Raw genomic sequence first — 15,767 nt, forward strand, 5'->3', positions numbered from 1 at the left:
ATAAGAGATAAAAGTTTAAAATGAAGAAAAAATTAATACTGGAGTCCGGTGAAGTGTTTCATGGAGAAGGTTTCGGAGCAGAATTGGAAACTGCAGGGGAAGTAGTTTTCAATACCGGAATGACAGGGTATCAGGAATTGATTTCTGACCCATCGTATTGCGGTCAGATAGTTTGTATGACCTATCCGCTTATCGGAAATTATGGTATTAACCGTGATGATTATGAAAGTATTGAGCCGGCAATCAAAGGGCTTATCGTAAAAGAACTTTGCGATCTTCCTTCCAATTTCCGTACTCAGATTACTTTAGACGAATTATTTAAAAAGAAAAACCTTTCAGGAATTTCAGGAATTGACACAAGAAGACTAACAAGAGTTCTTCGTAACCATGGAGTAGTAAAAGGAAAAATTGTAAATGCAGATACTGACGAAGCTGCAGTAGCTTCAGAATTGAAGGCAACGAGTTTCCCAATCAATCAGGTAGAGGAAGTTTCTACAAAAACACCTTATGCTAATCCAAACAGAGGTTTTAAAGTAGTATTGGTAGATTTCGGGGCAAAATTGGGAATTATCAGAGAACTGTCTCAAAGAAACTGTGATATCATTGTGGTTTCCCAGGATACAACAGCAGAAGAAATCCTGTTGATGGATCCGGACGGAATTATGTTGTCAAACGGTCCTGGTGACCCGGAAGATGTACCACATGCTTTAGATATGATCAGAGGATTATTAGGAAAAGTCCCAATCTTCGGAATCTGTTTGGGACACCAGCTGATTGGTCTTGCCTGTGGAGCGAAAACTTTCAAACTGAAATTCGGACACAGAGGAGGAAACCACCCGGTATTGGATCTGGAGAAAAATACAGTAGCTATTACTTCTCAAAACCACGGATACGCGGTAGATCAGGAAAGCTTAAAAGGAACAGATCTTATCGAAACGCACATCGCATTGAACGACAGAACAAATGAAGGGTTGAAACATAAAATTCACCCTTGCTTCTCAGTTCAGTATCACCCTGAAGCAAGTCCTGGCCCGGAAGATGCAAACTACCTGTTTGATGAGTTCATTGATTTAATGTACCAATTTAAAAATGTACCAGTTTAACAATAATTAAAATGATCAATTTCGAAAACAATCCTTTAATTGAAAAAACCGTTAAGTTCTCATTAGATATTATAGAGTTCTGTGAATTATTGGAAAGTAAAAAGAAATTTGTTATTGCTAAACAATTATTACGTTCTGGAACAAGTATTGGCGCAAATTCTTTTGAAGCACAAAATCCCTACAGTAAAAAAGATTTTGTGAATAAAATTAAAATTGCTGCTAAAGAGCTTGAAGAAACAAAATATTGGTTATATCTGTGTAAACATTCTCAAAGTTATCCATTTAATGAAAACTTGGAAACACAGATTATAGAAATTGGAAAAATTATTTATAAAATTTTAAGCACAAGTTTATCAAATGAAAACGGACAGTAACATTGTTACACTGTTAGATTGATAAATTGTTACATTTTAAACCCCTATGAAAAGAAACGATATAAAAACAATTTTAGTAATCGGTTCAGGACCTATCATCATCGGTCAGGCAGCTGAATTTGATTACGCAGGAACGCAGGCTTGTCTGTCTTTGAAGGAAGAAGGCTACAAGGTAATTTTGATCAACTCAAACCCTGCAACGATCATGACGGATGTGGAAATCGCTGATAAAGTATATATCGAGCCGATTTCATTACAGTTTGTAAGCCACATCATCAGAAAAGAACGTCCGGATGCATTATTACCAACTCTTGGAGGCCAGACAGGTCTTAACATGGCGGTAGAACTGGAGAAATCAGGAATTCTTGAAGAATGCAAAGTGGAAGTTTTGGGAACAAAGCTTTCTGCCATCAACAGAGCAGAAGACAGAGACCTTTTCCGTGAGCTGATGAGAGAACTGAACGAACCGGTTCCGGAATCTGATATCGTAAACACGGTAGAAGGAGCCCTTGCTTTCGCAGATGAAATCGGATATCCAGTAATTGTTCGTCCTGCATTTACAATGGGAGGAACCGGAGGTGGTATCGCTTCTACAGAGGTTGAATTGAAAGAGATTGCTGAATTGGGACTAAAACACAGTCCTGTTACACAGTGTCTTATTGAAAAATCAATCGCTGGTTTCAAAGAAATTGAATATGAAGTAATGCGTGATGCAAACGACAACGCCATTGTAGTTTGTAACATGGAAAATATTGACCCGGTAGGCGTTCACACAGGAGACTCTATCGTAGTAGCACCTTCTCAGACCCTTTCAGACAGAGAGTATCAGCTACTGAGAAATGCTTCCCTGAAAATCATCAGAGCGTTGGGAATTGAAGGAGGATGTAACGTACAGTTAGCTTTAGATCCACATTCATTCGACTACTATATCATTGAGGTAAACCCTAGAGTATCCCGCTCATCAGCATTAGCAAGTAAAGCAACAGGGTATCCGATTGCAAAGATTGCTGCAAAGATTGCTGTAGGATTGACTCTGGATGAAATCATGAACCCGGTAACAGGAAAAACATACGCATGTTTTGAGCCGGCTCTTGACTACGTAGTAACAAAATTCCCAAGATTCCCATTCGATAAATTCGAAACAGCAGACAGAAGACTTTCCACTCAGATGAAAGCAACCGGTGAAGTAATGGCAATCGGAAGAAACCTTGAGGAATCTTTACAGAAAGCAATCCGTTCATTAGAAACGGGAATCAAACATTTAGGATTAAAAACCAAGCAGGCTCAGGCACTTACTGCTGAAGAAATTGAAAGACGAATCAGAGTATGCGACGATGAGAGATTATTCATCATCGGGGATGCTTTAAGAAGAGGATACGACTGGGAGCAAATCGTAGAATGGAGTAAAATAGACAAGTTCTTTATCTGGAAACTGAAAAAGTTAGTGGACTTCGAAAAAGTAATCGCTGCAAACAAATTCGATAAAGAAACATTAATTGAAGCGAAGAGACTAGGTTTCGCAGATATCAATATTGCTGTTCTTTGGGATGTAAAAGAGCGTGAGGTTTTCAACTTCAGAAAAGAAAACGGAATCATGCCGGTGTACAAAATGGTAGACACTTGCGCCGCTGAGTTTGAATCTGAAACCCCTTATTTCTACGGAACTTACGAAGAAGAAAACGAAAGTGTTGTTTCAGACAAAGAAAAAATCATCGTACTGGGTTCAGGACCAATCAGAATCGGACAGGGAGTTGAGTTTGACTACGCAACCGTTCACTCAGTATGGGCGATCAAAGAAATGGGTTATGAAGCGATTATCATCAACAACAACCCTGAAACAGTTTCTACAGACTTCTCTATCTCTGATAAACTATACTTCGAGCCGCTTACAGAAGAAGATGTAATGAACATCATCGAACTTGAAAAACCAAAAGGAGTAGTAGTACAGTTCGGAGGACAGACTGCCATTAACCTTGCAGATAAATTAGCCTCTCACGGAGTACAGATCTTAGGAACTTCACTGGAAGATCTTGACAGAGCTGAAAACAGAGACAAATTCGAAAAAGCACTTCAGGAACTGGGAATTCCTCAGCCAAAAGGAAGAACTTCCACTTCGAAAGAAGAAGCGATAAAAATTGCCAACGAAATCGGTTATCCGGTATTGGTGCGTCCAAGCTACGTTCTTGGAGGTAGAGCGATGGAAATTGTATACGCAGAAGCAGAACTGGCCCACTACATGGAAAATGCAGTAGAAGCCAGCCCTGAACACCCTGTATTGGTAGACAAATACATGGTAGGAAAGGAAATTGAAGTAGATGCCATCTGTGAAGGTGAAACAGTAGTGATTCCAGGAATTATGGAGCATATCGAAAGAGCGGGAGTTCACTCCGGAGACTCTATCGCGGTGTATCCTCCACAGAATATCTCTCAAAGCGAGATTGAGACTTTGGTAGACTATACACAGAGACTGGCAAAAGGATTAAAGGTTATTGGATTAATGAACATCCAGTACGTTCTTTTCGAAGGAAATGTTTATGTAATCGAAGTAAATCCACGTTCATCAAGAACAGTTCCTTTCTTGTCTAAAATCACAGAAGTGCCAATGGCAAACCTTGCAACAAAGGCTATCCTGGGACAAAAACTGAAAGATCTAGGGTACAAAAATGGTCTGGTTCCAAACAAAGAAGGCGTATTTGTAAAAGTACCGGTATTCTCTTTCTCTAAACTAACGAAAGTGGATATCTCTTTAGGCCCTGAAATGAAGTCTACAGGAGAAGTTATGGGGAAAGATACAACCCTTGAGAAAGCACTTTACAAAGGATTGGTTGCAGCAGGAAGAAAAGTTCCTATGCACGGATCTATCCTGTTCACAGTAGCAGATAAGCATAAAGATGAGGCAGCAGCTCTGGCAGCAAGATTCCATGAAGTAGGATTCAGAATCTGGGCTACAGAAGGTACTGCGAAATTCTTTGAAGAAAAAGGAATTCCTTGCAAAATCGGATACAAAATCGGAGAAGAAAGTGTAAATCTTATCGACCTGATCCAGAAAGGAAAAGTTCAGTATGTTGTAAATACCACTACAAAAGGTAAGCAGGCAGAAAGAGACGGATTCCAGATCAGAAGAATGAGTGTGGAAAACGGTGTTCCTTGTTTAACGTCAATGGATACGGTAGAAGCAATTCTAAAAGTAATCGAAAGCATGAGCTTCAAAATGGAGACGATGTAATTCGATCAAAATAAATATTCTAAACCTCATAGATTTTTGAAATCTATGAGGTTTTTTTATGCCCAAACCTAATAAAATAATACCACAAAAGGGTAATTGACATACGATTTCATACAGAGTACTTTTGGTACGTCATAACAAATGAAAGTTTGATAATACAACTTTCATTATATGTAAAAACTCACTCACTAACCTCAAAAAACTATACAAATGGAACCTAATCAATGTACAAAGCTTCTGGAGGGTGGAATTTATACCACTTTGAATGTCGTAAAAACAGGTAATTTTCTTTATGATCTGAAGAAATATTATGAATCCGAAAAATTCAAAGATGATTTTAAAGCTAAGAAATTTTCATTTGGTTTTGAAGCAATTGATCCTACATCAATGGTTAAAAATGTCTTAAACCTTGGAGCTTCCGGCGATGAAATTAATAATTTTCAGGAGAAGGTTAAATCACTGGAAACGATTACAGTCTCACAATCATTCTTTGATTCTTTTAGTTTACATACGCCCAATAAAGATGTTATTGATGGATATGTGAAATGCTTAGAAGTTCAAAATAATAAAAAAGGATTATCAACAGTGGTTCAGGAAGGAGATGAAGGAATAACCATTTATATTTTCTATAACAAAATATCAAGTACGGATCCAAGCCCTGTTGTTGAAGATTATAAAATAACCAACGGGATAGAAATAAGCAAAAGCTTTAATAAAGGCGGTATCCTTGATGACAATAATTCAATTACTTTCAAAAGAAGCGACCCGTCCAAAGATATTTTCTTTTTCTTAGACACAGATAAGGGACCTGTAAACTGTTTATTAAATGGGCTTCCTAGTGGATTTAACAAAGATTTTCCTGTAGGGACAATACTTTGCTCCTATTTAAGTTGGGAAGAATTTCAGGAAGTGACGAAAAATAATCTGACAAATCCTGATAAGAACTGGAATAGCAGATATTCAAAATGGGCACCTTGTGACGGAAGAAGAATTGATAGTACTTGTGGATTGGCACGCGCTGCACAAAATTTGAATAATGTCCCGGATTTAAGAGGTGTTTTTCTACGTGGAAATAATATATTTGATTCAAATGAAGCTGGAAATGGTATTCCTCCAGTTCCTCAATATCAAAAAGACCCTTCTGACAATAGGGTACGTGGTAGTATTCAGAAGGATGAGTTTAAGGAACATAATCATCAAATTGTACAACAAACTTTCGGAGGCGCAGTGACAACACCTCTGGCAGTTTCGGGAAATACTTCCGGAGCAGATGGAGATCTTGATGGCTCACAAATTGTTAGTGGTTATGATAGGACTACAGTTCCTTTAATTATTGCCAACGCAGGAGGAACAGAAAACCGGCCAAAAAATATGGCTATCAATTATTTTATAAGAATAAATTAATAACAAAAGCGATTAAAATTATTACTTCCAATGAGCATAAAGTCAATTACGATAGGATTTCTGTGTTGTATTTTGTTAGCAGTGCTTTCAGGATGTTCCTGGTTAACTGATTTTTATATTCAAAACCTGACCGACTCAAAAAAAATAATAAAGATCAATTACACTTATCCCATCTCAAAAGCAATGGATAATGAACCCGGCAGCATTGGATTTAATTATGAACATGGAATACTTTCACCACGGGCTTTTTATAAAATCAAAAATCCAAAGTCTCTTGAAAAAATAGAAGTGAGAGATTCTTCCATTGCCCTTGAGCTTTATCCCAATTCAACAACAAAAATTTACAAAAGCCATAATGGAAGCTGGAGATACAGGATTAAAAGTGTTGAGATTGATGGAACAATATTTTATCCTGAAAAACTGAAGGATAAAAGCAGGTATATCAGTAATCATTATGTGTATAAAATTAATTAGAAGTTAAAAGGATTTAATAAGAATAATCTGGAAATGATTTAGACCTGATAGATTTTTGAAGTCTATCAGGTTTTTTATTACGATAATAAAAACTGCTTAATGAAAACCTGAACGCAATTGATCAAGGAAAATAAGATAACTCCAAGTAATTATCAATCATTTTTATTATATCGGCTTAAAAATACATTTATGTTTACCGAATTATTTATAAATTAGAGCGTTAAAATTCAAGCTGTTATTATTATTTAAAAACTAATAAAAATTCCACCAAATCAAAATATAACCATGGCAGAATATTACGCAAAATCAAGCAATTCTTTATCTTTTGAGATTACAAGAGAAGAAAAATTAATTGGAAAACTTATCTATACTAGCTGGTTTAAATTTAATGCTGTTATTGAGATTGCCGATGGGCAAACTTATCAGGTGGAGCCAAAAGGTTTTTGGGGAACAACCATTGAGCTTAAAGATCATGAAAGAGTTCTTCTGAAATTCAGAATGAACTGGAACGGAGAAATTGTGGTGCAGACCTATTTTGACGGAGTGAAGAATGGTTATCTTTTCAAACACAGAGGTATTTTTAAAGAATCATTTGTTCTTACTGACCAGGGCGGCGTTGAGTTGATGATTATAAAGCCCCATCTGAAATGGACCTCTATGAATTACGAATATCAGATTACGATCTCTGATGCCTTTGAAACCTTTCCGGAGAAAGAAATTGTGTTAATTAATGCATTACACTGCGCCAACTACTATATGTCTATGATGGCTTCTGCAGTGATATAAAAGATAATGTAAATGCTTCTGACGAAGGAAGAATTTCATTAAAGATAATCAGAAAAATAAATTCAAATATAAGGCACAGTCTGTATAGATTGAAATAATTCTAATGCATTAAATAGTTTTGTAATCCCTTAAGCTTTCACAAGTACCTTCATTTCATCGTACCGGTTGCAATTATCTCTTGTATCTGATAATCAGCAGATTTATTTTTTATGCTTACCGTTGAACATAAAATCACCCTAAAGGGGGATGGTAAACATAAGGTTTTGTATCTAAATTTGTTATATAAAGTTACGGAAACTCATTGAATAGCTGATTGTAGAAATATTGTCATATAAATTCAATCTGACTGAAAAAATACTAAATTAAAGAGATTAATCAACACAAATTATTACCATGAAAAGACAAACTCTGATAATGTGGATGTTACTTTTTATGTCCGCCTGTATGTTTTCACAAAAAATCCAGATTCGTTTAGATAATGATCGTTCTTTTTCATTTGATAACACTGTTTTTGACAAAAGCATTTATAAAAAAAATCTGGAAGAGGCTTTTATCATTGCCAACGCTGTTTTTAATTCAGTGGAATTTCAATCTTTATATACTGAAAAAAAATTTCCGGGCTGGAATAGATGCAAACCTGAAAAATGTAAGCCCTCAAAAAAAGATTCCACCAAAATTGCAGGTACCGCAATCTATTCAAGATTATATCAAAAAGATAAAGTTGATTGGATAGTCTACTTTAAAGAGAAACACAATTCGGCATTGGGATCTACTTGTCCTGATACAGGAGTAACGACAGCCTATTATAAAAATATTATTGATGATATGCCGGAATTACCCTTGTCCTATGCTATTGCTGTGAATCTGTGCCACGAATATATGCATCAGATTGGTTTTTGCCACCTTTCCAATAAATTTGATGAAGATGATAAAGAAGCTCCTGATCGGGAAGGATATAAAAATGATATTTCCTACAGAGTTGGCTGGGATGCTTATTATATCCTTAAAGAATGGCTGAAGACGGGTAAAAAAATAAATGGACTGTAGCATTTCAAAAACCAAATAGTATGAGAATATTGAAATATATACTGATCTTATTTCCTTCATTTGTGTTTTCACAAATGCTCGTTAATCAGACGGTTCTACCGAAGAATATTCAGATCGGGGTGGCTGCAAAAGCGATCATAGAATTTCAGTACGGCACTCCCAATATTCGGTTTGGGATAAGCACCGGAATTGGGTATATGGCTTTTAATTCATTGCTTCCCGCTCTGAATGCCGAATATACAATCAGTTACGGAGGTTTGAGTACGTATCAGGATACCATCAGGAAACGCTTTTCAAGTCAATTGACGGGTTCATTGTCATTAACCTCCGGCTTCAACAATGAATTCAGGAACAATTCTCTGGAATATATTGCAAACAGGAATAAACCGCTTTATTACTTTACTGACTTGACTCAGCCTTCATTACAGAATCCTTTTAATTCTTCATTTACTTTTGGAACCAACTGGGTTTATCATCTTTCTGCCAACATTCCAAAATGTAAACGTAGACAAAGAGTAGGGTTTTTAGGTTTTAAAATAGACAATTTTCAGTTCGGATATCTTAACGATGGCGGATGGCCAATTGCAAAAATTGGCTTGGGAGACAAAGAGGATAGATATTATACCGGTGGTGGATTTGTCAATATCAATTTACCCATGGATCGTAAAATCAATAATATTAATGCAGGTTTCTACAGGTTTACGGGATATTCAGAACTTGCTTTTGATACAGCGGATGAATTTCTTTTCGGATATGTGGATTATGCTGATCCAAAGCAGAAATATTTTAATCATGGTTTCTGGAATTTCGGGATAGGAAATGCGGAACACTGGAATGGATTTATAAGGCTTAATAACGTTTACAATTTATCCGAAGTTCAGAATATAATCCATTATCTCACAAAAAGCTCTTATCACCAGAACCAAAGACCTTTTTATATTTCAGCAGGCGGCTCATATATTATGTCTAATCTTAATCTGTCCAATCATGAAAAATAGTACATTCCTACTCCTCTTTCTGCTTTCTTTGTTGAGTTGTAAAAGTTTTTATAAACAAACCGAAAAAGAAGTTAAAAGATTAAGTGAGAACGAAGAGATCAGATTCAAAGAGCTCAGCTTATCCAATTTCAGGGTCTATACCCGCCAAGTGAGCAGATATTATACTAAGAAATCATTCTACGGAACCAATAATCCCAACAGATATTCAGAAGTAAAAACCAATGATGTATTATACTTGGATCCGGTGAAATATGAAAAACTGGAACAACAGTATCTATTTATTGATACGGTCAAAAATGATAATGGAGAAAGGAAGGTTATTTTCATAAGCACTATTCAGCCCTATAAAAGTAAAAAAAAGCTGAACTACGATTACTCTTTGTTTGATAAAGAAGAATATATCAATATTAACTTTTTTAATTTTTTTAAATTGGGTTATTTAGATGAACATCATTCAGTAATTACTTTTTATAAGGACTGCTGTCACAAAAGTTATTGGCATTTTAAAAGAAAAGAAGATGGTTCGATACAAATGCAGAGTATTGAATTTGATGAGGAGACAAGATTCGGCAGCGCCAATAAAGAATTCTTTTTAGATAAAAAAACATCTATGCCAATCGAATACAAGCCTTTACAGAATTTCAAGCTCATTATCAATAGTGACCTGATCAGCTCTCCGGAAGGCAAGTGCAGTACTGACATTGCAAAAGAAAATAAAATTTACTTTGATGAAATCAATAAGAGAATGTATTTTCACTTCAATACATATTTTGATTATGAAAATAAGTATAAATGGTTATATTTTAAAGGGGATAGGGTTCTTAATTACTGGATAGATAAATAAAAAGGTTTTGTGTAAAGAAAACCTTTTTATCACTTCACTGCTTCGCACATCAATGTCTGTTATCACAATTGATCGGGAAATCCTTCTCTTTTTGATCTAAAAAGCTAATAGAAGGACAGCCAAAAGACTGGGCAATGAATCCAAAAATAACAGGAGGTTTTCCTTTGAAAAGATGACCTGTATATTGGAAAATATTGGCTTCATCGGCGTCTATACCGTACAGAGGAAGAAATTCTCCACCATCACTTCCTTCAAGACTAAATGTCTTCTCCGCAATTTTTTCTTTACGATCATTGATGACAACCAGTTTACGATCTACAATATTTCCTTCTTGAAGATAGTCCTGCAGATAATAGGTCAGGTTCTCATATTGTGCCTGATAGGTTTTTCCCTGAACTAATTTTGAATGGGTAAAATATTTTTTTGAAATAGCTGCATCAGCTTTTTGCCATTTCACAGCTTTCATTTTATTGTCTACGAAAGGATTTTTATTCCCAAAATAAGCGATGGCATTATTGTATCGGTCGTAGTCTGTAGTTTTTTGGTGAGTGGCTACCTGAAATCCCATCATATAAGAATCCGGATCTAAATCTTCATCATCTGAATAAGGACTTAAATAAGCTACAGCTTTTAATTGGCTGATCGGCATTCTTTGAAGTTTGTTAGAGCCATATTCATGAATATACAGAGAATCATTTTCTGTGAGCTGAATTCCGTTGAGCAGTTTTTTTCTGCTGGGTGCATCCAGTTCAAAATGCTGGCGTTCCTCATAGGTCATCTGCTTCTGGTTTTTCATAATAGCTGCAGGAATTGGCTGCTCTCCTTTATAGATGTCTGAAACAGAAATGAAAATATCCATATCAGTATTCTTTTCTGCGGATGAAATGATGGACAGACTGAAAATATTAAAATCGGTATAATTAATTTTCTCTTCAGTTTTTACCGTTTTTATAGAATCATTCGATGTTTTTATTTCTGTAGTCACTGTTTTTTTCTCTTCTTTCTTACAGCATAGAACGGCCAATGGCAAAAGTAAAAGAGCAGCAACCGTTTTGGGTTTAATGATCTTTTTTAGCATTAAAGTGTTTATCATATTTTAATTCATTTTGTAATAAGGCTCGGAAAAGTACTTGCTGGGTTTAATGTAAGCCATCTTTCTCTCAGCATCAAAGATCCAAATGAACCTGCGGAGCATATCGGCGCCCAGATAACTTACATTTTGTGTTTTCAGTTCTCCGGAGAAATATCCTGCTGAAACATCTTTAAACACACTTTTTCCCAATTTAAAATAGGGAAGAACAGCTTGTTTGGTCGTTAAAGTTTTACCTTCAGAATTCTTTAGTGTTTTCTCTCCTGTTACCTTTAGCTTTTTCTCCAGATGTTTTTCTTCAGCAAACTCATTGCTGTAAAGAATAGCTCCGGAAAATCCGGATTGTAGAACAAAATAAGCCTCCTGCTGTTGATTTCCATCCAGGATATTATCTGCGGCCAGATAAAAGCTGTCATGATCCAGGATGATGTTAATAGGTTGGTAATCTTTTAGATCCGGCATTTTGTCATAGATCACAAACTGGTTGTTATCGTAATCTATTTTAAATGCTTTACCTTCAAAAATTCCGGTTCCGATTTTTCCGTCTGCCTCGTGACCCGTTAACTGATTGTCAAAAAAACGTGCATTCTTCTGAGTGATTTTTCCAATTTGTACGGTATTGTGGTCGCTGAGTTCTTCTTTGTTGAAAACAATATGATCTGCTTTCCGCTTACTGTCGGGAGAAATTGAATACTCTTTCATGGCGATCTGGAACATCAGATCCAAAGAATCCTTGTTGTTGACAAGGGTCTTGACAATGATATTATTGTGCTTTGTGATCCGGAAGGGTATGGTCTGCTGTGCTTTCATCCCATAAAATCCGGCAGAAAGCAGTATAAAAAGTACTGTTCTTTTAAGCATTATCAGTGATTAGTGTTTTAAAACTTTAAAATTACCTATTATCTTTGGAAAAGCAAATACTAAAATGAAATGGTTGAAAAATTGCTTCAAAGTGGAATCCATTGGGAAAAGAAAGAATTCAAGCGAAATGATTTCCTGAAGATTTCGGGCAGTGCAGATACCTCTATTTATTTTATTGAAAAAGGAAGTGTGCGGATCTTTATGATGGATGAAAATGAAGAAAGGATCATTCGTTTTGGATATACCGGAAATATTATTGTCAGTCTGGATTCCTTTTTATCAGGAAAACCTTCCGATCTTTATATTCAGGCGATTAAAAAAACAAAAGTAAAAATGGCTTCGAAAAAGGATTTTTATGAGTTTGTGCAATCAGATGAGAAACATATGAATTTCTGGATGAATATTCTGGAAGATCTCGTATTACAGCAGCTTGAAAGAGAAAAAGATCTGCTCATCAATGCGCCTGGTGAACGCTTTGAAAGGGTTTTAAAACGAAGTCCGAAGCTATTTCAGGAGGTTCCTAATAAATATATCGCTAATTATCTGAGAATGTCGCCGGAAACTTTGTCCAGACTTAAAAAATCTTGAGTTCAATCAAGATTTAAGAACATCCGGATCAGCATATTTGTATAAAAAAATAATGAAAATTTCAACCTCAGAATTACTGAATGAATTAAAAAATAAGACAGAAGGGCATTTACACTTTGCTGAAATGTTGTCTGTAAAGCCGGAACATGATCTGAATTTCAGAACTTCAGCAGAAAGCTGGAGTAAATTGGAATGTCTGGAACATCTTAACCGATACGGAGATTTTTATATTCCTGAAATCAGCCGGGCTGTTTCTTCTGCCGGAAAGTCTTCCCAATCCTATTTTAAACCCGGAATTCTTGGAAATTATTTTGCTAAAAGCATGCTTCCCAAAGAGAAACTGAATACAATGAAAACGCTTAAAGCCATGAATCCGATCCACAGCAATCTGGATAAAAGGGTAGTGGATATATTCATTAACCATCAGGGACAATTACTTGAGTTATTGGAAAAAGCACAATATGTTGATCTGGAAAAGACAAAAACCCATATCAGTATTTCAAAACTGATCAAACTGAAGCTTGGAGATACTTTCCGTTTTGTTATTTATCATAATGAAAGACATGTTGAACAGATAAAAAAAATTTAATGCATTAAAAAGAATATATGATTTCCAAAAAGCTTAATTTTAAACGAATGGAAATGATACACCAAAAAAACATATCCACCCCATTGGGAGAAATGATCGCCTGTGCTGTAGATCAGGGAATCTGTCTGCTTGAATTTACAGACCGGAAGAGTATTGAGAGACAGCTGACGGCTTTATCAAAGGCCTTAAAAGCAGAAATGGTAGAAAAGGAACATCGTCATTTTGTGCAGCTGGAAAAGGAATTGAAAGAATATTTTGAGGGAAAAAGAAGTCAATTTGATGTTCCGTTATTTACTACGGGAACAGAGTTTCAGGAGAAGGTCTGGCAGCTGCTGCGTGAAATTCCGATGGGTGAAATAAGAACCTATAAACAGCAGTCAGAAATATTAGGAAACCCTAAGGCAATACGTGCTGTAGGAACAGCCAACGGAATCAATAAAATTGCTATTTTAATTCCCTGCCATCGTGTGATAGGTTCAAACGGTGAGTTGGTAGGCTATGCCGGAGGAATCTGGAGAAAGCAAAAGCTGCTGGAGCTGGAAAAGGCTATTTTATTTTAGAACTATGAAAAACAATTTATTCTTATTTTGTTTTTCATTCCATCCAACTTATAAATGAGAAAACTATTAAGAAAAGTAAATTGTTCAATAGTTGATATTTTACTTTTTACAGGCACTTGGTTAAAAAATATCTTCATAGAAAAATATCGGTTAAAAAAAAATTAACGAAGTTTGTGAAAGCTGTTTTGCTTTGATTTTTGTAATTTTAAACAAAAATTTACACGTGAAAAAGTTAATAATAGCAGTTTGCATTTCAGTTTCAGCATTCAGTTTTGCTCAGGATTATTCTGTACCGGCGGCAAGTCCTCGCCAAAAAGTAGAGCAGCAGTTTTCAATGTCTAAAATCACCATTGATTATGGAAGACCGGGAGTGAAGGGGCGTAAGATCTTCGGAGAATTGGTTCCTTATGGCCAGGTTTGGAGAGCAGGAGCTAACTCTTCTACGAAAATTACTTTCGGACAAGCCGTTAACTTCGGTGGGAAAACAGTGCAGGCGGGAACATATGGATTATTTATCGTTCCTACAGAAAAAGAATGGAAAGTAATCCTGAATAAAGATTTCCAGCAATGGGGAGCTTATACATACGATCCTAAACAGGATGTAGTAGATGTTACTGTGCCGGTTAACAAGCTGGCTGACAAACAGGAGTGGTTTGAAATCACTTTAAATCCTACTGATGAAAATTCAGGTAACCTGGTAATCAAATGGGATATGGCTCAGGCAGAAGTTCCATTGAAACCATCAAAATTAGACACCGTAATCAAGATTTCCGACAAGTTGAAAGAAATCAAGAAAATAGAATCTGATTCTACTAAAAAGAGCTAAATAATGAATTTTTCTGTTCAGCCTGTTTTAGAGAATGAAGATTTTCAATTAATCCCCTTACAGCAAGGGGATTTCGAATCTTTGTATGAAGTAGCTTCTGACCCGAAAGTATGGGAGCAACATCCCAACAAAGATCGTTACAAGAGAGAAGTTTTTGAAAACTTTTTCACGGGAGCTATGGAAAGTAAAGGTGCTTTCAAAATTATAGAGAAAGCAACCGGTGATGTATTGGGAAGCAGCCGTTATTATGATTTTGATGAAGTAGATAATCATATTTTCATCGGATATACTTTCTACGGAACAAAATCATGGGGAAAAGGTATTAATCCTCAGGTTAAAAAGCTGATGCTGGATTATATCTTCCAGTTTGTAGATAAGGTTCACTTCCATATCGGAAAAGAGAATTTCCGTTCGCAGACAGCTTTGGAAAGATTGGGGGGACAAAAAATAGCTGAAGAAGAAGTGGCTTATTTTGCAGAGCCTTCAAGAACCAATTTTGTTTATGAAATCAAAAAAGAACACTGGACATGAAGAAATATAAAATCCAACAATCACCATTTGTAGTGCCTACTACAGACGGAAAACTGATAGAAGAACATTGGGGAAACTCTACAGGGAATTCTAGTATTTCTATTGCCCATATGGTAGCTCCTCCGGATTGGAGTGAGCCTCACCAGACTCCTGAATTTGATGAGTTTACCTATATTATTTCAGGGAAAAAGCAATTTGAAATAGACGGAGAGATTGTTGTTCTTGAAAAAGGACAAAGCATCCTTATTGAAAAAGGAGCAAGAATCCGTTACAGTAATCCGTTTTCAGAACCTTGCGAATATCTTGCAATTTGTCTTCCTGCATTTTCTATGGAGCTGGTGCACAGGGAAGAAGAAGGAGTAGATTAACAGAATTTCAAAAATATAAAAAAGGCAAATCTACGGATTTGCCTTTTTTATATTTATTGTCCCGTCCTAAAATAAGTTGACACTTAATCAACTTATAT

General features: G+C 35.9%; 17 protein-coding genes. 15 read left to right on the forward strand and 2 right to left on the reverse strand.

What is annotated here, in order from left to right; translation table 11 throughout:
- Window positions 1–20: 20 nt before the first annotated feature.
- From EK417_RS04465 to EK417_RS04505, 9 genes are all read left to right on the forward strand, one after another.
- Window positions 21–1,103 (forward strand): carbamoyl phosphate synthase small subunit, encoded by a 1,083-nt coding sequence (locus tag EK417_RS04465; RefSeq protein WP_110367217.1) that lies wholly within the window; start codon window positions 21–23, stop codon window positions 1,101–1,103.
- 11 nt (window positions 1,104–1,114) lie between these two features.
- Window positions 1,115–1,477 carry a four helix bundle protein gene (locus EK417_RS04470; protein WP_110367216.1) on the forward strand — a complete coding sequence of 121 codons (363 nt, stop codon included), beginning with the start codon at window positions 1,115–1,117 and terminating at the stop codon, window positions 1,475–1,477.
- 46 nt (window positions 1,478–1,523) lie between these two features.
- Complete coding sequence (gene carB, locus EK417_RS04475) at window positions 1,524–4,703, forward strand: carbamoyl-phosphate synthase large subunit (RefSeq protein WP_136521443.1); 3,180 nt, start codon at window positions 1,524–1,526, stop codon at window positions 4,701–4,703.
- 210 nt (window positions 4,704–4,913) lie between these two features.
- Entirely contained in the window at window positions 4,914–6,107 is a 1,194-nt protein-coding gene (locus EK417_RS04480; protein ID WP_136521444.1) for a hypothetical protein, read from the forward strand.
- Between the two features lie 30 nt (window positions 6,108–6,137).
- Window positions 6,138–6,581, forward strand: coding sequence for a hypothetical protein (locus EK417_RS04485; protein ID WP_136521445.1), 444 nt, complete (start codon window positions 6,138–6,140; stop codon window positions 6,579–6,581).
- Window positions 6,582–6,866: 285 nt separating this feature from the next.
- A complete protein-coding gene (locus tag EK417_RS04490; protein WP_136521446.1) occupies window positions 6,867–7,367 on the forward strand; it encodes a hypothetical protein in 501 nt (166 codons plus the stop codon).
- Between the two features lie 393 nt (window positions 7,368–7,760).
- Entirely contained in the window at window positions 7,761–8,414 is a 654-nt protein-coding gene (locus EK417_RS04495; RefSeq protein ID WP_136521447.1) for a hypothetical protein, read from the forward strand.
- A 20-nt stretch (window positions 8,415–8,434) separates the two neighbouring features.
- The gene (locus EK417_RS04500; protein ID WP_110367211.1) at window positions 8,435–9,412 is read left to right on the forward strand and encodes a polymorphic toxin type 23 domain-containing protein; all 978 of its coding nucleotides are present in this window, start codon (window positions 8,435–8,437) and stop codon (window positions 9,410–9,412) included.
- Complete coding sequence (locus EK417_RS04505; protein WP_136521448.1) at window positions 9,402–10,256, forward strand: hypothetical protein; 855 nt, start codon at window positions 9,402–9,404, stop codon at window positions 10,254–10,256. The genes EK417_RS04500 and EK417_RS04505 overlap by 11 nt, the downstream gene beginning before the upstream one ends.
- A 49-nt stretch (window positions 10,257–10,305) precedes the next feature.
- Here EK417_RS04505 and EK417_RS04510 read toward each other — a convergent pair whose 3' ends face one another.
- Window positions 10,306–11,349, reverse strand: a complete 1,044-nt coding sequence (locus EK417_RS04510) for a hypothetical protein (RefSeq protein ID WP_136521449.1) — start codon at window positions 11,347–11,349, stop codon at window positions 10,306–10,308.
- A 3-nt stretch (window positions 11,350–11,352) separates the two neighbouring features.
- Window positions 11,353–12,207 (reverse strand): hypothetical protein, encoded by an 855-nt coding sequence (locus EK417_RS04515; RefSeq protein ID WP_110367208.1) that lies wholly within the window; start codon window positions 12,205–12,207, stop codon window positions 11,353–11,355.
- 69 nt (window positions 12,208–12,276) lie between these two features.
- Here EK417_RS04515 and EK417_RS04520 point away from each other — a divergent pair, with 69 nt between their 5' ends.
- The 6 genes from EK417_RS04520 to EK417_RS04545 all read left to right on the forward strand — a co-directional run bounded on the left by EK417_RS04520 (window position 12,277) and on the right by EK417_RS04545 (window position 15,669).
- Entirely contained in the window at window positions 12,277–12,795 is a 519-nt protein-coding gene (locus EK417_RS04520; RefSeq protein ID WP_110367207.1) for a Crp/Fnr family transcriptional regulator, read from the forward strand.
- 52 nt (window positions 12,796–12,847) lie between these two features.
- Window positions 12,848–13,384 carry a DinB family protein gene (locus EK417_RS04525; protein ID WP_136521450.1) on the forward strand — a complete coding sequence of 179 codons (537 nt, stop codon included), beginning with the start codon at window positions 12,848–12,850 and terminating at the stop codon, window positions 13,382–13,384.
- Window positions 13,385–13,431: 47 nt separating this feature from the next.
- On the forward strand, window positions 13,432–13,944 hold the full coding sequence (locus tag EK417_RS04530) for a methylated-DNA--[protein]-cysteine S-methyltransferase (protein WP_076594529.1): 513 nt from the start codon (window positions 13,432–13,434) through the stop codon (window positions 13,942–13,944).
- A gap of 223 nt (window positions 13,945–14,167) precedes the next feature.
- Window positions 14,168–14,770, forward strand: coding sequence for a DUF2911 domain-containing protein (locus EK417_RS04535; protein ID WP_076594530.1), 603 nt, complete (start codon window positions 14,168–14,170; stop codon window positions 14,768–14,770).
- Window positions 14,771–14,773: 3 nt separating this feature from the next.
- Window positions 14,774–15,301, forward strand: a complete 528-nt coding sequence (locus EK417_RS04540) for a GNAT family N-acetyltransferase (RefSeq protein ID WP_136521451.1) — start codon at window positions 14,774–14,776, stop codon at window positions 15,299–15,301.
- Window positions 15,298–15,669 carry a cupin domain-containing protein gene (locus EK417_RS04545; RefSeq protein ID WP_136521452.1) on the forward strand — a complete coding sequence of 124 codons (372 nt, stop codon included), beginning with the start codon at window positions 15,298–15,300 and terminating at the stop codon, window positions 15,667–15,669. The genes EK417_RS04540 and EK417_RS04545 overlap by 4 nt, the downstream gene beginning before the upstream one ends.
- The last annotated feature ends 98 nt before the right edge of the window (window positions 15,670–15,767 follow it).

It is taken from the genome of Chryseobacterium candidae (assembly GCF_004916905.1).
In the GTDB taxonomy this organism is placed as follows: Bacteria; Bacteroidota; Bacteroidia; order Flavobacteriales; family Weeksellaceae; genus Chryseobacterium; species Chryseobacterium candidae.